This window comes from Collinsella sp. AF25-2LB, from assembly GCF_003458415.1.
Taxonomy (GTDB): domain Bacteria; phylum Actinomycetota; class Coriobacteriia; order Coriobacteriales; family Coriobacteriaceae; genus Collinsella.
In genome coordinates this window covers 22,826-43,038 of record NZ_QRUF01000017.1, presented here as the reverse complement: position 1 = coordinate 43,038, position 20,213 = coordinate 22,826, and the positions used below count along the sequence as shown (strand labels likewise).

Genomic DNA, 20,213 nt, shown 5'->3' with positions numbered 1-20,213 from the left:
GCATTCCCCGCCTCTTACACCACATCTCTGCGCGCTACCCTCCTTAGAGGACCGTGTTCAAAAAATGGCAAATATGAGTACTGCTACTTGTTTAGTAACAGCGATTTTAATCATTTCAGGGATCATTCAACGCCCCAAGCGCCCGCAGACGGCGTTATTCCTCCCCATATGTTCAATAAAAGAGACGCCTAATGGTATTAAATCTCATCAGGGACCTCATTTTTGAAAAAAATAAATGCAACCATAATGGCAACAGTACTCATATTTGCCCTTTTTTGCACACAGCCCTCCAGAATAGTCGTTAGGGACGACTCAAAATGGCAATTCTGGCACTTAGACACTCTTTTCTTGAATGACTAGTTGTTAAAGAACACTCAGCGACTACTCCAATTCGCGACACACTGTGTCGCGAATTGAGCTGTTCTCACCACCGAAGACCGGTGAAAGCTCCTGACCAGAATCTCGATAGTTTGTTAAAGTGCCCCCTCTGCAGGTTCAATGAGCGCTCATGTTCCAGACTGGAAAGCGAAGAAATATCGAAGCCATCGATGCTCATTTCCTATCGAAAAAACTAGTCAATACACGCTAATTAGCTTGATAAACTGCTTGTATTTTTGTCTACAAAACTGTATACAAAAAGAGATTCCGAGAACCAGCGCTCGACATTATGTCAATCGATAGGGGGCGCTATGGACGCTAAGCAGCTCGAAAAGATGATGGGGTTTGCCCCCCGGAGAGTTGGAGAAAGCCGCGGAGGCATACGAAAAAGATAAGTGGCCGAAGGGTCGCACCATCAAGCTGGGAAGACCGCCGATCTCTGATGAGCCAAGCATTGTTTTATCGGCACGTGTGGGTGAGTCGGTTCTTGATGCGTTTGACGCAAAAGCAAAGCGCCATGGGCAGACACGCACAGAGCGACTCAGGGAGCTCATCACGATCGATGCAATGATTGCCTAGTTATCCACCGAGCCCAAAGACGTACGCCAGCATCCAAAGTCGACATTTTTCGACATCTTTGGATGCTGGCGTACGGTATTTTGCAACATAGTCATTCGGGACGTTCTTTTAAATGACTAGTCGTTAAAGTGCGTCCCCAACGACTAACTAGCCGTGGAAGCGTGCTATGGGCGCAAGTGGCTGTTCGCGAAAGACGCGCTCGACGGCGGCGCGGTATTCGTCGACCTTTTTGGTCTTGCGTACGAGCTTGTGAACGGTAGCGGGGTCGGCGAAGGCGCATTTGGCGTAGAACCACCACTCCTTCATGCGAAAGACCGCATTGCCGCCAATCTCTTCTGCATAGGCCGCAAACAGCGTGTCGTGGAAGCGCTGCAGCTCAGCAGCCGTTGCAGCAGGGCCACCCTTGACCATGCGAGCGAGCGCGGGATTCGCAAGCAAGCCACGCCCCAGCATTACATGGCGCGTGCCGGGATAGGCCTCCACCAGCGCGTCCATATCCTCAAGATCGAAAATGTCACCGTTATAGGCCACGGGGAACGGCGCGCGTTCCAGCGTCTCGCCGTAAAACTCCTTGCGCGGCGATCCCGTATAGCGGTCCTTTTGCACGCGCGGGTGCACGATCAGCTCTGCCAACGGCATGCGGCAATACAGATCGAGCACACGCTCGTATTCGTCGTCGCTCTCAAGCCCCAGCCTGGTCTTGACCGATACCGGCAACGGTGACCGCTCGCACACATCGCTCAAGAACACCTCGAGCTCGTCGAGGTTGCGCAGAAAGCCCGATCCTTTACCCTTGGCAACAACCGTACCCGAGGGGCAGCCAAGGTTGAGATTGACCTCGCGGTAGCCCATGTCGGCGAGCACCTGTGCCGCCCATACAAACTCGTCCGCGTTCTTAGACATCAGCTGAGGCACTACGTTGAGCCCCTGGTTATTGGCAGGATCGATCTCCTTAAACGCCTTGCCGCCAAAGCGGTTTCCCACCCGCGGCGGCGGCAAAAACGGCGTATAGTAGCAGTCGAGCGCACCAAAGCACTCCGCATGCACGCGGCGGAACACATGCCCAGTAATCCCCTCCATAGGGGCCAACGATAGAATCATCAACATCTACTCTCAGATCAATGCGGTAAAGGGACTGCCCCCTTGTCACATGCATTATGCCTTGTGCTTCAGATGATTCACAAGGCAGAGGTAGCTACTTGACGATAATCACCCTTCCATCCGTCGCCTCACGCAACGAAGGTGAATGCTTTTCCGCGAAGTGAACGAGTAAAATCGGACCCCCGAAGCATCGACACTTTTGGAAGACCAATTCCTGCGGTTTTATCACTCAAATCCTGCGGTTTTTGCATCCAAAAGTGCGAATGCTTCAGAGGTCCAGAATAGGTCGTTCACTTCTCGGGAAACCATTCACCTTCGATTTGCTGGCGCTCACAAACAGCGAGAGGCTGTCCCGCGACAGCCCCCTTGCGCGTCATTCGCCCCATGACAGCGGCTCCATGCTCCAAAAACGACGTTCATGATCACGACGACCGCCAACAGCACGCTGTTGACCGCTATGTCTGAACAACAGACACCCTCCACTCATCTATACTCAAGAGCATGTGCGCATCGCCCAAAAACGATGAGAGTCGAGGCCCCATGCAGCAGCTCACCGAACAAGAAAAGAAACGCATCCAGCGGTACTGCACATACCCCAAGATCGCAGCGACCGCACTCGTCATGTCGTTCGTGGCATGCCTGTTGATGTTGCCGCTCCAAATGATCAACGATATCGCGTTCCACCAAAAGGAATTCCAACCCGCGGGCATATGTACCGCCATCGCACTCACCGCAATCGAACTCGCCATCTTTTGCTATTGCGCTCTTGCGCCGCGCTTTGGAATGCAGGGCAAACAGTGGAAGGAGCTGCAGAGCAGGCTTGCGGTAGCCCAGACTAACAAGGACCGTTCCGCGGAGGTCGCCGGCGTGCTTTCCGCGCAAGCTGCCGGCCGCATGCTCAAGAACAGCGATAACGATCTCGCGCGCGACCTGGGCGGTGCCGCCGAGGTCGCCGGCGCCGTAGGGGCAGTCGCCACGGCGGCAGACGTGCTAGCCGAAACCTCGAGCAATGCCGAGGCCATGGCAAACGCATACGGCGTGACGATTCCAAGCGTCAAGAAGCAGGTCATAGCTCTCGCAGTGGTGCCCGTCATTGTGCTGCTTGGCGTCTACATCCCGCAGTTTATCCAGGGAAATAACGAGCTTCAGGCAAGAAAGGCTGCAGCCGCCGAGCAGCTCGCCATCGCGCAAGATGCCTTGGAGCCCGTGTGCGAACGCGTCGCAGCAGACGACCCATACGTGTCATATCACGACTACGGCTACCGCATAATCGGCTATCTACGCGATAATGACCTCGGCGCTCAAGCAGCCTATGTCTACCTTTCTTTTGATGCAGACAGCATGCTCACGGACGTCGATTACACCAGTCAGATCGACCCCGAGGAAAGCCTTGCAGACAACCTCGCCCGCGCCGAGCAGGATATCGCGACGCTCTGCGCCCCGCTCAACGGGTTGGACATTTCCGTTGCCACACCGGGCCTCCTCACGCCATGCAGCCTGTCGGATGAATTTAAACAGGCATTTTTAGCCGGATCCCTATATGAAGAAATCAGCATCAAGACGGAGGACGAATCTATCAAGTCGTACTACACCTTTGACACCGAGCCCAAGGAAGAGTTCGACGAATACACCCATCCGGAAATTAGACTCATGCTCTCTGCAAAGAAGAACTAAAAGCTTACGCTCTAATTGCCGCTCGCAAACATCATCTATATCTCGAGGTCTAATACTTTTCCGAGAAGTGAACGGCTGTATTTGGACCCCCGAAGCATCGACATTTTTAGACGTCAAAACCGCAGGATTTGACTGGCAAAACCGCAGGAAATTGCATCTCAAAAGTGTCGACGCTTCGGGGGTCCATTTTGACTCGTTCACTTCTCGGAAAAGTATTAGACCCCGATTTACATGCCACTCAATGTGACAAAGTGGCTGCCCCTTTGTCACATTCGATGAAAAAGGGCACCGATGTTAGTCGATGCCCCAAAGCGGCTGTAGGTTAAGCCCTACAGCGTATGTCTAAGACGAATCGAACTATTCGTCCCAGGAGAGGTTCTTACCAGTCTTTTTTGCCAGCAGCAAGAACAGGCCGATAATAACGTTGCATGCGATGCAGAAGATGAAGACGCCCTGGAAGGAGCCGACAAGCTCATAGACCTTCATCATAACGGGCATGCCAAAGGCGCCGACGATATAGCCCACGGAGCAGATCAGCGCGAAGATGCGACCGAAATCGCGGGAGCCAAAGACGTCCATAACCAAAACGGTCAGGGCAGTGCCAGCGATGACGTACATTACGTCGTTCACGCCTGCTGCGAGGATGCTGAGCGTCGAGTTGCCGCTGCTCATCATGAGCATGACAAAGGAGAGGATGGAGACAGCGAGCCAGCCCAGAATAGCCTTCGTGCTGCCAAACTTATCGCAAGTGGTGCCGACGATCGGATTGAGGAACAGATCGAAGAGCGATGCAGCGGATACCATGAAGCCGCCCACCATGGGGCTAAAACCAACCTCGGAAGCATACGTCGGGAAGAGCTGGTTCATGCAGCAAGTGAGCTGAACGAGGCAGAGGAAGCCGATGCAGAAGAAGAAGGCAGGCGACTTAATGGCGCGCGCATAGCTAACGCCACGCGTGCTATCCTCGGTCGTCTCCTCGGTCTCGGCGTCCGGCTCGCCCTCGACGTAGCCATAGGGCAGCATGCCCTTGTCCTGAGGCTTATAGCGGATAATCAGGACGGAAGCGGGGAGAATGAGCACGGCGGAGACGCCAGCGAGCACCAGATAACCAGTCCTCCAGCCAGCGGCCTCGATGACAGAGGTGATGACGGGGCTCATGATGAGCATGTAAATCGAGTTCACTGCCCAGGCGAGACCAATTGCCAGGCCACCAGATTTTTTGAACCACTGGTCAATAACGTCGGACATGGCGACGCCGGTGGTGAAGGCGAAGCAAATGCCAATCAGGGCGCCAGCGGCGATGAACATCCAAACTTCGGTGTAGAAGGCCATGCCTGCGCCGGCGGCGAGCAGAATAAGCTCGACGACGGGGAGCCAAACCTTGCCAACAACCTTGGGGATAAGTTTTCCGACAAACGGAAGCGCCGCCGCAAGACCGATGAGCGTCGCGGTGAAGTAATACGAGAAGATTGAATAGTCAAACCCGAACTCCTCGCACACGGGCGCGACGAAGGAGCCGGCGATTACGCTATAGGATCCGGTCGTACCAGCAGACATGAGGCCAAGCGCGATTACGAGAACCCATGCGTAGACCTTGCTGCTCTTTAACTTTGCATTTTCCATTGATACAGCTCCTAGAGACCCAGAAGGGCACACATAACGGCCTTGATGGTGTGCTGACGGTTCTCTGCCTCACGGAAGATGACCGAAGCGTTGGCCTCAAAGCACTCGTCGGCAATCTCGAAGCCCTCGGTGATGATCTCGCGATGAAGGTCGTTCTTGCACTGGTCGAGGAGCATTTTGCCAACACGGTGATCTGCGTTATGGACAGAGGGAAGCTCATGCATGCAGAAGATGTCGGGATTGTTGGTGCGCTTGCACAGCTCGCTGGTGACGCGATAGGGGTACAAAGACTCGGCATCGCCCAGCCAGGAGTTGTAGTCGTCGGGATCCAGAACCTCTTCGCCGCACTCGGGGTTGATGTAGCGCCACTCCTCGGTAACGATAACGTCAACGCCATCCAGGGCATCGAGGTCAGAGGTGATGGTAAAGGTCCTATTGGGAGCGTACTTGGCGTAGCAGGCCTCCACCTCTTCGATCATTTCCTTGCACATCTGATGACGGAGGTCGTCGGGGCCGATGGCAAGGAAGTCCATGTCGAGCATAGCGCACAGACGGCCATACCACACCGGGGCGCCGGCGCAGTTGCCAACGAAAGCCATCTTCTTGCCGCGGCTCGTACGCAGACCGCCCCATTGCTCTTCCATCGTAAGAGCGTCAGCGAGCATCTGAGTCGGGTGATCGCCGAGAGTAAGGGCATTGATGACCGGGATGTCAACCAGGTCGGCGACGTCATAGAGGAACTGCTCGTCCTTCTGTGCGCGGTAGACGATGAGATCGTACATGCCGTTAAAGACGCGCATGGCATCCTTGACGGTCTCGCAGTCACCCATGTGGGAGTTGGTCAGATAAGTGAAGCCCATGCCCAAATCATTGCAGGAGGTCTCGAATGCGCAACGAGTACGGGTCGAACCCCACTCAAAGTTGGCGAGGACGTTTTTACCGGGGAAGTAGCGCTGGTCGACACCAGACTTCTTCTGAGCCTTAAGGTTCCAGGCAAGATCAATGAGATAGCGGAAATCCTCGGAGGAGAGATCATGGATGTTGATGTAGTCGCGACCGCGGAGGCTGTTGTTCATGCCTATTTCCTTTCCATTTAGTAATAGATGAATGTCGAATGTGTCCCCGAGGGAAACACGGATATCCCTCGGGGAGCAGTAAGTGTGGCGCCTAAATCAGACAGTGCAGGCTCAAAGGCTCGCTAGCAGCTGGCTGCCACGTCCTTGGTCCAGCAGTGCACGCCGCCGCCGGACAGGTTAAGCGCGAGAGAGTCAATCATGATGACTTTGCGATCGGGGAAGCAGCTCTCAAGAACGGCTTTGGCCTGCTCGTCCTTCTCCTTCACGACTTCGTTCATGCCCTCGTGGTAATAACGCTGACCAAGAACGACGCCATTGCAGATGAGGAAGTTGCAGTAGCTCGCTGCTGCGTAGAAGTGAACGGGACCCTCGGGCCAGGGAGTGCCATCCATAAACTTGCCGCCCATTTCGTCGATGAAGCCCTTATAGAGCTCGTAATCCTCATCGCCAGGGGCGATAACGACTTCAATCGGCTCGGCGGTGGGCATACGAACGATCTCGAAGGGCTTGCCCTCCCAGTCCGTTTCGTTGCTCAGGATCTCGTAGGCCGCCTCAATGCGGCGACGAGACTCTGCGCCAGCCTTGCTCGAAGCTGCCTCTTCATCGGACACCTCGGCAAGAAGAATCTTGTTCGGAGTGATAAAGCGACACATCTCATCAATGTGAGCCGCAAAGCTCATGCCAAAGACGGGAGTTCCGTCTTCCTTCTCGTCGAGGATGCCCAGTCGATAGTCGTCGTCCTCGAGCATAGGCTGCGGAAGCCAGATAACCTTGTTGAGGTTGTAGATGCGCTTATACTCGGCCTCAACTTCCTCTTTCGTGAACTCGGGGTTACGCTTGCGGCATTCCGTGTCCTCGATGGCGATCAGAGTGCCGTGACCGTCAAACTCGCGGTCGCCGCCCTCCGAAACCATTTCGGAATTGACGATATCGAAGCAACCGAGCGCAACCGCCATGTGAACGGCTGCCTTACGTGCGGACTGGCACTCCGGGGAGTTCTTGTCCCACACGCCGTAATAAGTCCAAGCAGGGTTGACCATATAAGAATGGCCCTTGTCGTCGACCATGATGCTGGGACCGTTGTCGCGGACATAGAAGTTGGAGTCTTCGAACTGCGTGATCTCGATGCGATCGAGATCAACCCCCTCCTCCTTCAGGCGCGAGCAAGCCTCCTCATAGGAGCCGGGGGTGCCGCAATTGAGGTTGACCGTAACGTCGCCATACTCGAGCAGAGCCTTGATCACGTCAACGCAGGGCTGGCGGTTATCGTAACCCTCTGCACGGATGTAATCGGGAAGCCATGTCACATAGACGTTGGAGCGCTTCTCGAACTCGCCCGGCATACGATAGTTCTCGTACATGGTTGGTCCTTCCGTCGGGTTTCCCGCGATGCTGTCCGGCCGCGACAATAGCGGGGTTTCACCTGCTATAGTACTACTATACCTACCGTTCGGTAGATAGTTTTGAATAATTTCCGCTCGCCTACTGATACATACCGTTCACCGTATATAGTGGTCATGTTTGGACACGAATTGATGTTCCGTTGCCATCCTTAATAATGTTGGTAGTGCGGAAATGATTTGCAATGGAGAAATGCAGCGTGAGCACAAGAAAAAAAATATTGGACGCAATGTACGATCTTGTGGCAGAAGTCGGTTATGACAAAGCGTCTATCGGAAAGATTTGCGACTTTGTCGGTATATCCAAGCCGTCGGTGTACTACTACTTTCCCTCTAAAGAGGAGATTTTCACTACGCTCTTGGACAGCATGTTTCCGACCATCGACTATCAGCGCGACTACTCGCTAATAGTCGATAGGGACGGGTTCAAGGCCGCGCTTATCGAGCTCGGCAATTCAGTTATAGGTGGTTATCGAAGCGATGAAAAGCGCCGGCGCGTGCTGGCCGAGGTTAGCGTTCAAGCAAATCGAATTCCTGCAGTTCAGGAACGTCAAGCGACGGCGACCAAACGAACCATGGATGCGCTTAAAGACATCCTTCTTCATGGTGCAGAGATTGGCGCGTTTTCCGATAGTGCCGACGTGATGCTCTACGTACAAATTCTTTATACCGTTCTGGAGGGAGCGAGCAATACGGTCGCTCAAGGTGAGGATATTGATGAAAAAGCGGTTTGGGCGGGAATAGTCGAGCTTATGTTCAAATAGGCCAGCCAAGCTGAAGCGCATGTTGGCACCCATGGTGCCTGCGGGCAACCTTTAAAACGAAAACAGGGGTTGACTCCAGTCTGGCTTGGAGTCGACCCCTGTTGCATGGCAATCTATGCCGATGCAATCGGCGCTTATTACTTTTCAGCAGCCTTACTGAGAAAGCCGGAAACGATAGCAAACGCAGCAATCATAAGGTTGCAGGCAATGCAGAAGATAAATACTCCCTGGAATGACCCTGCCATGCCGTAAACCTTCATCATGACCGGCATTCCAAAAGCACCGACGACATAGCCCGCTGAGCAAACGATTGAATAGATCCTTCCAAAATCGCGTGATCCAAAGAGCGAGAGGAGAAGCATCGGCATTGCGGTTCCAACAATGGCGAACATGACATCGTTTACGCCAGCTGCAATGATGGAAACGGTCTCATTGCTTCCGCCAATGATGAGAAGTAGGAATGAAAAAATGCTGACACCTGTCCACGCGACCGTTGCTTTAATAGCGCCGAGTTTGTCACATGTTTTGCCTACGAAGGGATTTAGGAAGATGTCGGAGAACGAAGCTGCCGAGACCATTAAGCTTCCTACGATGGGATTGAAACCGACCTCGCTTGCATAGGTTGGAAACAACTGGTTCATGCAGCAGGTGAGCTGCGCCACGCAAAGCAGGAGGACACAGAGAATAAAAGACGGCGTTTTCGTGGCATCACGGAGTGCCATGCCCGAGAGGGTATCTTCCCGCTCATCGACGCTGTGGCTCTCATGGGTTTCAGAGGTGGTCTCTCCGTACGGAAGCATGTTGCGATCAGAGGGTTTAAGGCGAATGATAAATGCACTCGCAGGTAAAATCATAGCTGCAGAAACGGCCGCAAGTACGATGTATCCCGTACGCCAGCCTTGTTGCTCGATGACCAGCGTAATGACAGGGCTCAACAACAGCGTACAGAGAGAATTAACGCCCCAAGCAAGGCCGATGGCAAGACCGGACGATTTACTGAACCATTGGTCAATAACATCGGACATGCAGACGCCCGTTGTGAACGAAAAGCAGATGCCGATCACCGCAGCGGAGACGATGAACATCCAGACTTCGGTGTAGAACGCCATTGCGGCGCCGGCGGCAATAAGGACAAGTTCAACGCAAATATGCCACGGTTTGCCTATTACTTTTGGAATGAAACGACTCAAAAGTGGAAGTCCAAGTGCAAGGCCAAGAAGAATCGCAGTGAAATAGAAAGAGAAAGAGGTGTACTCAAAGCCCAGGTCTTCACATACTGGAGCAACGAATGAGCCGGCAATAATGCTATATGTGCCAGTCGTTCCGGCGGACATTAAGCCGAGCGCAATAACGACAATCCAAGCAAATACGCTGCTCTCGCGAGGACGGTCTTTTTCGGCTGGTGCGGTGAGAGCCATGGTCACTCCATTTCTATCGGCATTACATCCTATATGCCTACCGATAGGTATATAAACCAGGGGACTCTCCGTCAAGCATTAAGCGGAGAAAGGGAGTTCTTAACGTGCCGAACGGTAATTGGGCCCTTGCAAAATCGAGGTCTAATACTTTTCCAAGAAGTGAACGACCGTTTTTGGACCCCCGAACCATCGACATTTTTAGACGACAAACCCGCAGGATTTGGCTGGCAAAACCGCAAGAAATTGCATCTCGAAAGTGCCGATACTTCGGGGGTCCGTTTTCACTCGTTCACTTCTCGGGAAAAGTATTAGACCTCGATTTACAAGCCACTCAATGTGACAAAGGGACTGTCCCTTTGTCACATTATTCGGAGCGCAGGGCTTCCACGGGGTCCTTTTTGGATGCGCTGCGGGCTGGCAGCAGGCCAGCGACAACCGTCAGCAGCACCGAAATCGCGATGAGCACCAGCGCATCCTGCACGGGCAGGCTCATCAAATTGGGGACCTGTTTGGCAGCAAGCGCCCAGGCATTAACCGGGAAGCTCACGAGCACCACAACGACAATGGCAAAGATGCCGGCAATGAGGCCCTCGATAAAGGTCTCGGCGTTGAACACGTTTGCCACGTTGCGCTTCGACGCACCGATTGCGCGCAGGATGCCGATCTCCTTCTTGCGCTCCAGTACGCTGATGTAGGTGATGATGCCGATCATGATGGAGCTCACGACCAGGCTGATGCTCACGAACGCGATGAGCACCAAGCTGATGGTATTCACGATATCGGTCACCGAGCCCATGATGATGCCCATGTAGTCGGTGTACGAGATTGCCTGCTCGTCGTGGCCGGCGGCTTTGACCTGTTTGTTGTACGCATCGATATGGTCGAGTACGCGTTCCTTGGCCTCAAAGTCACGCGGGAAAATCTTAACCGAGATGGGGTCGGCCTCATCCGCATAGCCCAACGTGGTCAGATTGTTGTCGTAGGTGAGCTTCGACGCCTTCGCATAGCTCATCATGAGCGAGCTCAGGTCCTCGGCGTCCATGTTGAAATGGATAGCACGAGCAAAGGCACTCGCATCCACCTGCATGGCGCTCGCTAGGTTGGCAAAGCTCGACGACATCTGCGTGGCCATCTGGCCCATAAGTCCTGCTGCACCCGCCTTGAGCTGGGACGATACCGTCGTCGCAATCTGGTCGCTGATTGTCTTGGTCACCTGATCCATAGCCTGCTGCAGATACGGAGCCAGTTGCTTTTGCACATAGTCGGTCATCGCCTGCTGCAGGCGCTCGACCAGGGCATCGCCGCCGAGCGCTTTGAGCTGGGCTAGGATTTGCTGGGCCGCGGTATCACTCTCAAGATACGTCGAGAACGCGGCGGCGAGCTTCGACGCGTCCTTAAGATCCTCGGGCGACAACGCCTTAAACTGCTCCGACTGCAAAAATCCCTCAAACAGCTGGTTGGCAAGCGTTCCCACCTGCTGCATTTGCTCGGGTGTGAGTTCCAGGCCGTCAAAGATGCCCGAGAAATCTGGTGCCGGCGCTTTGGCCATAATGTCGCTGAAATCGATGTCCTTCCCAACGCCCGAAAGGTCAATGTCCAGCCCGGATAAGTCGATACCAGAAAGGTCCATACCGCCGGCAACACCCGAGAGCGCAGACGCATCGAACGAGAACGCGCTCTTCAGCGCTGCCTCGTCCACACTGAACATGCTGCCTAGATCAACTCCTTGTTTGGCCTCGCCCTGCAGTTCATCGAAAGACTTGCCCGTAAAGACATCCGTCTCGGGGTGGGCGAGCTGCTCCTGCACAATCTGCGAATCGGCGGCGCGCTCCATAAGCTGGCGAGTCAGCGCATGCGTGTAGGCAATGCCCGGGGACAACGCGCTCGCATTGGCTGTCTCGTTAGGTCGCACCACGCCCACAATGTGCACGTCGATACCGTCGGCAACCTTGGCTGCCATAAAGTCGGCGTCGCCAGACATGTCAGTCCACATGCCAGTCTCTTCGTTTTTGCGATAGGCATCGGCCGGCGACAACACCTTAAACGTGGTAGACAGCGCATCGTCGTAGGTAAAGTCGGCGCCGGTCTCGGGCGCTTCGACCCCACCGTCAGCCGCCATGGCGCTGTTAACCAGATCGTTGAGCTCATCGATATCCAGCGCACCGATGCTGTAGAGCGTGTAATCGCCCACCGTGCCGCGGCTCGAAAGCACCATTACGGCTTCGTTGGCAGACGTGGGCCAATGACCGGCGACAACATCGTACTGGCTGTCGAGCAGACTCTGGTCGTCAATCATCTCGTTAAAGACCGAGGTTCCCATGGATTCCATGCTCACCGTAGCCGCCGAGCTCGCGCCTCCGCTCATGGCCTCGGTCATGGCGTTGGGCACCAGCCGGACAGGCTTCTCATCGCCCTTGCCGGCACGATAGACAACCGGCGATATACCGTAGCCGTACTGAATGGCGTTGACCTCTTTGTCGATACCATCGCCGCCGTCGTCAAGCCATGCCTTAAAGCTCGTCATATCGTTGGACTTAACGCTTGCAAACATATCCTTTACAGCCGTGACCACGGGAATCTTATCGGTTCCCTGAGCCTTGCCGCCGGCACTGTCGTCGGACGAGTCCTCGCTCTTGGACATATCGTCATCCGCGGCCCCCTGCCCGCCCATCATGGACGACAGGTCGTAATCCTGCTTGGAGATCGTAAGCGGGTAACTCGAGAGCGTATCCTCCTCGACCTTTTTGATGTAATTGTTCACGCCATTGGAGAGCGCCAGGATTGCCGCAATACCGATAATTCCAATCGAACCTGCAAAGGCCGTCATGGCCGTACGGCCCTTTTTGGTCATAAGGTTTCGGGCAGAAAGCCCCAACGCCGTCACAAAGCTCATCGAGGTTTTGCGCGTAGGCTTGGCCTCACGGCGCGTGGCCTTGGCAACATCAAAAGGGTCGGAATCGTCGGTGATCTTGCCGTCCGCCAGGTTGACGATGCGCGTAGCGTACTGGTACGCCAGCTCGGGATTGTGCGTGACCATGATAACCAGGCGGTCGCGTGCCACGTCCTTGAGCAGATCCATGACCTGCACGGACGTTGTGGAATCCAAGGCACCGGTCGGCTCGTCTGCCAGCACGATCTCGGGGTCGTTGATCAGGGCACGGGCAATCGCCACGCGCTGCATCTGTCCACCCGAAAGCTGGCTCGGGCGCTTGTTAACGTGCTCGCCCAGGCCAACCGCCTCGAGCGCCTCGCGCGCACGCTGGCGGCGCTCGGCATGCCCCACACCCGTGAGCGTGAGCGCCAGCTCCACGTTTTCCAAAATGGTCTGATGCGGAATGAGGTTATAGCTTTGGAACACAAAGCCGATGCGGTTGTTGCGGTAGGCATCCCAATCGCGATCGTGAAAGTCCTTGGTCGAGATGCCGTCGATGAGCAGGTCGCCGGAATCGAAATGATCGAGTCCACCGATTACGTTGAGCATTGTGGTTTTGCCCGAGCCCGAGGGACCCAGAATGGCCACGAACTCGTTATCGCGAAAAGCCAGGCTCACGTTATCGAGCGCCACCTGCGTAAACGACTGTGTGACGTACCTTTTGCAAATACCTTTGAGCTCCAACATGGACGGCAACCTCTCCCACGCGGACGCACTTGCCCGCTCTCCCCCGCCGTTCGTATTCGACGCGTTTGTCCTACTCTATCCCCATTTTTTGCCGGAGCCAGTGAGGAATGTAACGAAGCACGCCAAAAAACGAACGGGACGACGCCCAAAAGAAGAGGTCCCGAGCGGGACCTCTGTATGGTGGAGATTATCTTGAAAGGCAGCGGACTACTCCGCACAGCGGCGCGCGATCCTCGCCATGCTTTACGCGTTTTCTGCTGCTCGCTATTCGCAATCGCCTGGTCGATAAGCTTGTCGAGCGCTGCGCGCTGCTCAGCGGAGCTGATGGCTCCCACGATTGGATCCCCTACGATGTTGCCATTCTGATCGATGACATACGTTGTCGGGAACGAGAACAAATTTGACGTAAACTTACCGGCCTCGCTATCCGACTTGAACCAGATGTTCTTATATGTCACGCCCTTCTTGCTCAGCACGTCCTTGGCATCTGCGATCTCGCCCTTGTTGCCATCGAGCGTAAAGGAATTGACGCCCACGACCTGGCCGCCCTTCTCGGCAAGCTCCTGATTCAGCTTCTCAAGATCGCCCAGCTCGCCCACGCACGGCTTGCAAGTAGTGAACCAGAAGTTCATGACGGTGACCTTGTTCTTAGAGAACAGCTCGTCGCTGTTCACGTCGTTGCCATCCAGGTCCTTGCCCGTAAAGCTGGGGAACTTCGTCGCCTCGCTCGAAGCATTGGCACCAGCCGTCATGCCAGCGGTCGAAGCGTCGACGCTCTCGCCTGAGCTCGGCGTGCTTCCACAGCCGGGGAACTCCTTCTCCAGGCTCTCGAGCTTGTCCTCGATCTCCTTGATCTGCTGTGCACCGGCCTTGAGCGTCTTGAGCTCATCCGCCGTGAACTCATCCTTGGCGCCGTCGATGGTCTTGAGCAGGAAATCGCCGTAATTGCTGCCGTCCTCAATCATTGCCGAGTCTTTATTTGCCGCATTGAATACCTTTTCCCACAGCGCGTTATCACTCGAAAAGATCTCGTTCTCCTTCTGCATGAGCTTCGCATACAGCTCGGCGGCCTCGTCGGCATTGGCCGGCTTCTGCGCAGTGAGTTCTGCGATCTTAGGATCGGAGCTCGCAGATTCGCTCGCATTGCCACTGGGCGCCGAACACGCCACAAGGCACAAGGCCAATACTGGCACCATAAACAGGGCCGCAATCTTAGAAAGCTTCATGGTCATTCCTCCGTTTTGTCGAAGCTTGTTTACTTTTTATCGGCGGTCAAGGGGAGCTTTTCCGCCGACACATCCAGGCCATAGCGATAGCTGATGGCGTCGACGGGACAGACCCCGATGCACTTTCCGCACCGGATACATTCGGCATGATTGGGCGCGCGGACCACATCAACGTCCATCTGACAAACCTTTGAGCACTTGCCGCACGAGACACATTTGCATGCGTCAACCCGAATCCCCAGTAGGGACACCCTATTCATGAGCGCATAGAATGCGCCGAGTGGACAAATCCATTTGCAGAAGGGGCGGTAGAACAAAACGCTCAGCACTACCACGGCAATGAGAACGGCAAGTTTCCAAGTAAAGAGCTGTCCCAACGCAGATCGAATGCCGGCATTGGCAATGGCCAGAGGAATGGCGCCCTCGAGCACACCCTGCGGACAGATGTACTTACAAAAGAACGGGTCGCCCATGCCCACGTCGTTAACCACCAAGACGGGCAGCAGCACCACGGCAAACAACAGCACGACGTACTTGATGTACGTGAGCGGCTTGAGCTTTTTCGTGGAGAACTTTTTGCCGGGAATCTTATGAAGCAGCTCCTGAAGCCAGCCAAACGGGCACAGAAAGCCGCATACAAAGCGTCCCAGCAGCACGCCGAGCAAAATGAGCGTACCGGTAACGTAGTAGGAGAAGTTGAACTTAGATGAACCTACCACCGACTGGAACGACCCAATGGGGCACGCACCCGATGCCGCGGGACACGAATAGCAATTAAGTCCAGGTACGCAGACCGTTTTTCCCGCGCCCTGATAGATGCCGCCTTTGGCAAAGTTTGGCAGGTGAATGTTGGTAATAAGTGTTGCCGCCGCCTGAATGAATCCGCGAAATCGGGCCAAAACATGCGACGCAGTGTTTTCTCTTTTATCCAATTCCGATACACTCCAAGCACAGCCTAATCGCCTTGGCCAGCACGGCATCCGCCTCGCCACGCATAACGCCAAAGCACACCATGGCAATTCCGACGATCAACAAAGCGACCTGTACCACGGGTTTTACCGCTTTGAACAACCTGACCACTCCTTTCGTTACGCGACCATTGGACCATATCGGCTATAAAATCCGTGTTAAGCGCGATTTGAAATGTGCAAGGAGACTGTTATGCGTATTTTGATCGTCGAGGACGAGCAGGCGCTGTGTGACGCAATCGCGCGCAGCTTGCGAAACTTGGCGTACAGCGTCGACTGCTGTCACGACGGACAGGAGGCGCTCGACCTACTGGACGTTGAGGCCTTCGACCTCGTGGTACTCGACCTCAACCTTCCCCGTATCGACGGCATGACCGTACTCAGGGAACTTAGGAAAACTGACTGCGAGACCAAGGTACTGATTCTGTCCGCACGTGGCGGAGTATCCGATAAAGTCGCCGGACTCGATGCCGGCGCCAACGATTACCTCACCAAGCCGTTTCATCTGGACGAGCTTGCGGCAAGGATTCGCAGCCTTACCCTCAGACGCTTTACACAAAGCGGCATAGTTTTAACCTGCGGAAAGCTCCGCTTTGACACCAAGGCGCGCATCGCTTCTGTGGACAGCGAGGCTTTATCTCTTACGCGCAAGGAAACGGGAATCTTGGAATACCTGATGCTTAATCAGGGGCGTCCGATAAGTCAAGAGGAGCTTATCGAGCACGTTTGGGATAGCAGCGTGAACAGCTTTAGCAACGCAACCCGCGTTCACATCTCGTCGCTCCGAAAAAAGTTGCGCAGCGCTTTGGGATACGACCCGATTCGCAATCGGATTGGAGAGGGCTACGTTATGGAGGATAGCGAATGAAAAGGCTTTCGCTGCAATGGCGCATAACGATCATGACGGCGCTGCTGACGTGTGCGGCGTGCGTGCTGACGAACTGCCTGGTCGGCTATACGGGCATGCGCTATATGGATGCCATCGGCAGTGACATCTCGGCCTTTAACGCTGCCGGCGCGGATTCGCCCCAGGTGTTCGACCCAACGAAAGCGACCCCCGATGACAAGGTCACGATCGTCGTAAACGACGCACAGGAATCTTTTGGCACGACAGCTTGGTACATCACGGCTGGAGTCACACTCCTTGGCGGCGTGCTGGCATACTTTGTGAGCGGCCGTGCACTCAAACCGCTACGGGCTTTTGCAGCCCAGGTTGAGCGCGTGCAGCCTGACAACCTAAGCGAAATCAGACTCAGTGAAGATGTGCCCACCGAGCTACAACGATGCAGCGCCTCTTTCAACGACATGATCGCCCGTCTTGGCGAAGGGTTCTCTGCACAGCGTCAGTTTACCGGCAACGCCGCACACGAGCTGCGCACCCCGCTCGCCCTTATGCAAGCACAGATTGAACTATTCATCTCCGAGCACTCCGGTTTGCAACCCGAAACAGCCGAGCTGCTCGGCCTGCTACAAGAACAAACCGAGCGCATGTCTCGAATGGCCAAGGTATTGCTCGAGATGAGTGAGCTCCGCAGCGTCCCTTGCGAGGACGATGTGGAACTTGGTCCTTTATCCGAAGAGGCCCTCACCGACCTTGCGCCACTTGCCGAAAATAAGGGCATAGCCCTCAATTGTGCTGGAGACGCTTTAGTAATCGGGAGCGACACGCTCCTCTATCGGCTGGTGTTTAACCTGGTCGAAAATGCCATCCGTTACAGCCGCACCGGCTCGACTGTCAACGTCTCCATCTGCGACAACGACAGCCATGTGTTCCTGCGAGTCGAGGACCAGGGCCCGGGAATACCCAAGCAGTACCGTGAGAGCATCTTCCAGCCGTTCTTTCGTCTAGACACATCCCGCAGCAGGGCATATGGCGGCGCAGGACTCGGACTAGCGCTCGTTTGGGAGATTGCAGCGCTTCACGGTGGCACGGTAGAGGTCGAAACAAGTTCCGAGAACGGGACCGTGATGCTCGTGACCCTCTCAAAGGGGGCCACCACGTGATCCGACTGTCCAGGAATCCCACTCGACATTGTGAAACGCGTCCCAAAACTTGGACATGAGAAATGGGAGACAGTTCGCATCTATGCCGAGGACGAAGTCCTGGCGGGGATTCAGGATGCGCAGAGGAAGCTTACGGCAGAAAACCCCGACAGAGTCGTGACCGTCGGCGGCAACTGTATGGTGTCGCTTGCCCTCTTCGATTACCTGCACGGGAAATACGAGAACGTTGGAATCGTCTGGATCTATGCGCATCCGGATGTATCCACGCTGAATGATGGCTACCCCAACGCTCACGCCATGGTACTTGGCAGCCTTTTGGAACAGGGTGCACCGCAACTCGTTTCGCGGATGCGGCATCCGGTGTTTAAGCCGAGCGATCTCCTGCATGTCGGGCTACAGCAGCTCCACGACTATCAGGAGGTTTGCTTAAACAAGCATAGGTGTTGCGGTTTTAGCCGATGTCCTCATGGAGGAAAACGACATGCTGGGTCTGTCTGATTAAAGTCCAACAGTTTCCATGAGGCATCTAGCGCGGTAAAAGCTAAAGACACGGGAGGCCCCAAACTGTCAACCATCTTTACGGATGCAAGGGAAACGGGCAAGACAGCCCCCCTCTCGCTCCTATCCGAAACGGCGCTTGAACACGGCTGGATTGCAGCGAATGTCTCCGCCATGCTCGGCATGCTCGAAGATATCATCGAGCACACAAAGGAGGCCGCAGGCCGTTACCTCTCGCAGCCCCATACACGCGTGAGCGGAGTTCAAGTTGGGCAGCGGGGCGGTTTAGCGCGCCAATATAATCAAATCGTGCACTTCCATAGCCTCTCGTCTACGTGGTGTACCGTCGTCTCCCCTTTTATCAGAGTTGGGCGATTTTCAGGCACCCGAGCTGAACTCAAATTGAACTCAACGATGCCTTATCGGTCGAGGGCGTCCTAGCGAGAATATACAGAGGCGCACATTTCGCAGGGAACCTCCCATTCGTTATCATATCGGGATGCTGTCAAGGCAGCGTCAATGCGTTCGACCTACACCTTCTCGCTTTTCGAGGCCTCGTCTGCAAGACCATCGGAATCGATACGGAATCGATCGGCATACCATTCATCCGAAGCAATCACCTTATGGAGCATCTGGAGATGCAGGTCGACATAGTGGCAGAACGCCTTGCCGCATTCCACGAGAGGCGCATTGTTTCTCTCGTTGGGCTCGGCTCCAAAATTAAACTCGACCTCATAGCCCTCCCCAGGCACACCCATGCTCGGCAGAATATCAATGGAGAAGTGGACGAATCCAGACGTCACCTTGTATACATCTTTTACCTTTGGATCGAACTTCTCGAGTAAGTCTTGAAGTCTTCCATCGGACATCTTCTCACCCGAGAAATCTTTCAGCTTGTTCACAGGCACACCTTGAAACACCTGCTTGAGAAAGTCATCCTGGTCTTCGGCGGCGAATAATGCGAATGTCCGCAGGCAGACTCCAACCTGTGCGCGGAGAAGCTGGGCGACGCAAACAAGATTCCTCGACTCGAGCATGGAGATGAATCCGTCTATCAGTCTCATCGCATACTCAGAGGAGGATGCCAGATATAGATCCCATTGGGTAAAGTCGCCGTTCATGAAGGGAATCACTGCATTGCGCTTGGCGACTCTCAAGGCACTCAGGCTTTGTTCTATTTTCTCAGCTTCTTGTTTGAACTGTTCGCTATCCAAAATGCCCCCAAATGCCGGCTTCTCAACAAATCAAAAAGGCAAAAGAGACAGAGATTAGGTTCCTGCTCCACTGAACCCGCGTTTCCAGTCGAGACACTCCTCCTCGAAGATCTCCCCAGAGTCCCGTCTCTCGCGCCCCTCACGGAACTGTCCATATCAGTGTAGCCAATCCAAGCACAGCCCCACCGCACGGCCCAGTCGCTTCCGGTCCTGCGTGACCCCGTGAAGGCGGAAGGGCGTGGTTGTCGTCATCGCGTTCCTTTCTCCTCGTACCTTTTTGGGCATGCGTCACGGGCCCCCGCGCGGCGCTGAGAGCGAATCGGCGCAGGCTTGGGGCCAGTTGCGTAGAGGTTGAGGTTCGGGTTTCGCCGGCTTACGCAGCTTGGCGGGCAGAGCGCCCGGGCTCGCTGCGCCTAGGGCGCGGCGGGATCCGCGACGCCGGAGGTGTCGATCTCGCCCAGATTGGCGAGCTGGCTGATGAACGGGATACTCTCGTGTTCGTCCACCTCGACGCCGCCGAGCACGATGGTGCTGTCGCGCGTGTCGATGTGGGTTGTGAACACGGCCGGGTCGAAGCCCGAAGCGATAAAGCCAATGCCCGCGAGGACAACACCCGCGGCAACGAGCCCGCCCGCCACGGCGAGGTAGATCTTCTTCGCGCTGGTCATGGT

At 55.1% G+C, this 20,213-nt stretch carries 17 protein-coding genes; 6 read left to right on the top strand and 11 right to left on the bottom strand.

Annotated features, from left to right (window positions below; all coding sequences use genetic code 11):
• Positions 1-849: 849 nt before the first annotated feature.
• Positions 850-957 (top strand): hypothetical protein, encoded by a 108-nt coding sequence (locus DWY51_RS09765; protein ID WP_369831642.1) that lies wholly within the window; start codon positions 850-852, stop codon positions 955-957.
• 147 nt (positions 958-1,104) lie between these two features.
• On the opposite strand, the gene DWY51_RS08040 is transcribed toward DWY51_RS09765, so the two are convergent.
• Positions 1,105-2,058, bottom strand: coding sequence for a tRNA-dihydrouridine synthase (locus tag DWY51_RS08040; RefSeq protein WP_117770483.1), 954 nt, complete (start codon positions 2,056-2,058; stop codon positions 1,105-1,107).
• Positions 2,059-2,598: 540 nt separating this feature from the next.
• Between DWY51_RS08040 and DWY51_RS08035 the strand changes: the two genes are divergently transcribed.
• Complete coding sequence (locus tag DWY51_RS08035) at positions 2,599-3,732, top strand: hypothetical protein (RefSeq protein WP_117770479.1); 1,134 nt, start codon at positions 2,599-2,601, stop codon at positions 3,730-3,732.
• Between the two features lie 357 nt (positions 3,733-4,089).
• Here the strand turns inward: DWY51_RS08035 and DWY51_RS08030 are convergent, their stop codons facing one another.
• From DWY51_RS08030 to DWY51_RS08020, 3 genes are all read right to left on the bottom strand, one after another.
• On the bottom strand, positions 4,090-5,355 hold the full coding sequence (locus tag DWY51_RS08030; protein WP_117770478.1) for an MFS transporter: 1,266 nt from the start codon (positions 5,353-5,355) through the stop codon (positions 4,090-4,092).
• Positions 5,356-5,366: 11 nt separating this feature from the next.
• Positions 5,367-6,431 (bottom strand): ornithine carbamoyltransferase, encoded by a 1,065-nt coding sequence (locus DWY51_RS08025; RefSeq protein WP_006234575.1) that lies wholly within the window; start codon positions 6,429-6,431, stop codon positions 5,367-5,369.
• A gap of 122 nt (positions 6,432-6,553) precedes the next feature.
• Complete coding sequence (locus DWY51_RS08020; RefSeq protein WP_117770477.1) at positions 6,554-7,792, bottom strand: agmatine/peptidylarginine deiminase; 1,239 nt, start codon at positions 7,790-7,792, stop codon at positions 6,554-6,556.
• A gap of 269 nt (positions 7,793-8,061) precedes the next feature.
• On the opposite strand from DWY51_RS08020, the gene DWY51_RS08015 reads away from it, so the two are divergent.
• Positions 8,062-8,595: a TetR/AcrR family transcriptional regulator gene (locus tag DWY51_RS08015; protein ID WP_233504667.1), complete on the top strand. Its 534-nt coding sequence runs from the start codon at positions 8,062-8,064 to the stop codon at positions 8,593-8,595.
• 137 nt (positions 8,596-8,732) lie between these two features.
• On the opposite strand, the gene DWY51_RS08010 is transcribed toward DWY51_RS08015, so the two are convergent.
• The 5 genes from DWY51_RS08010 to DWY51_RS09685 form a co-directional block, all read right to left on the bottom strand.
• Complete coding sequence (locus DWY51_RS08010; RefSeq protein WP_117770475.1) at positions 8,733-10,013, bottom strand: MFS transporter; 1,281 nt, start codon at positions 10,011-10,013, stop codon at positions 8,733-8,735.
• A 364-nt stretch (positions 10,014-10,377) separates the two neighbouring features.
• The gene (locus DWY51_RS08005; protein WP_117770474.1) at positions 10,378-13,632 is read right to left on the bottom strand and encodes an ABC transporter ATP-binding protein/permease; all 3,255 of its coding nucleotides are present in this window, start codon (positions 13,630-13,632) and stop codon (positions 10,378-10,380) included.
• Positions 13,560-14,858 carry a TlpA disulfide reductase family protein gene (locus DWY51_RS08000; RefSeq protein ID WP_233504666.1) on the bottom strand — a complete coding sequence of 433 codons (1,299 nt, stop codon included), beginning with the start codon at positions 14,856-14,858 and terminating at the stop codon, positions 13,560-13,562. Before DWY51_RS08000 ends, DWY51_RS08005 begins: the two co-directional genes overlap by 73 nt.
• Positions 14,859-14,887: 29 nt before the next feature.
• A complete protein-coding gene (locus tag DWY51_RS07995) occupies positions 14,888-15,790 on the bottom strand; it encodes a 4Fe-4S binding protein (protein ID WP_117770473.1) in 903 nt (300 codons plus the stop codon).
• The gene (locus DWY51_RS09685) at positions 15,783-15,929 is read right to left on the bottom strand and encodes a CD1871A family CXXC motif-containing protein (RefSeq protein WP_040219972.1); all 147 of its coding nucleotides are present in this window, start codon (positions 15,927-15,929) and stop codon (positions 15,783-15,785) included. The genes DWY51_RS07995 and DWY51_RS09685 overlap by 8 nt, the downstream gene beginning before the upstream one ends.
• A gap of 90 nt (positions 15,930-16,019) precedes the next feature.
• Here DWY51_RS09685 and DWY51_RS07985 point away from each other — a divergent pair, with 90 nt between their 5' ends.
• Genes DWY51_RS07985 through DWY51_RS07975 form a run of 3 tightly spaced genes read left to right on the top strand, consistent with a single transcriptional unit; the run spans position 16,020 to position 18,328 of the window.
• The gene (locus tag DWY51_RS07985) at positions 16,020-16,694 is read left to right on the top strand and encodes a response regulator transcription factor (RefSeq protein WP_304485488.1); all 675 of its coding nucleotides are present in this window, start codon (positions 16,020-16,022) and stop codon (positions 16,692-16,694) included.
• A complete protein-coding gene (locus tag DWY51_RS07980; RefSeq protein WP_117770471.1) occupies positions 16,691-17,830 on the top strand; it encodes an ATP-binding protein in 1,140 nt (379 codons plus the stop codon). The genes DWY51_RS07985 and DWY51_RS07980 overlap by 4 nt, the downstream gene beginning before the upstream one ends.
• A gap of 30 nt (positions 17,831-17,860) precedes the next feature.
• Positions 17,861-18,328 carry an arginase family protein gene (locus tag DWY51_RS07975; protein WP_199411400.1) on the top strand — a complete coding sequence of 156 codons (468 nt, stop codon included), beginning with the start codon at positions 17,861-17,863 and terminating at the stop codon, positions 18,326-18,328.
• Positions 18,329-18,858: 530 nt separating this feature from the next.
• Here the strand turns inward: DWY51_RS07975 and DWY51_RS07965 are convergent.
• Entirely contained in the window at positions 18,859-19,542 is a 684-nt protein-coding gene (locus tag DWY51_RS07965; protein ID WP_117770469.1) for a hypothetical protein, read from the bottom strand.
• Between the two features lie 413 nt (positions 19,543-19,955).
• Positions 19,956-20,210 (bottom strand): hypothetical protein, encoded by a 255-nt coding sequence (locus DWY51_RS07960; protein WP_117770468.1) that lies wholly within the window; start codon positions 20,208-20,210, stop codon positions 19,956-19,958.
• Positions 20,211-20,213: the final 3 nt, after the last annotated feature.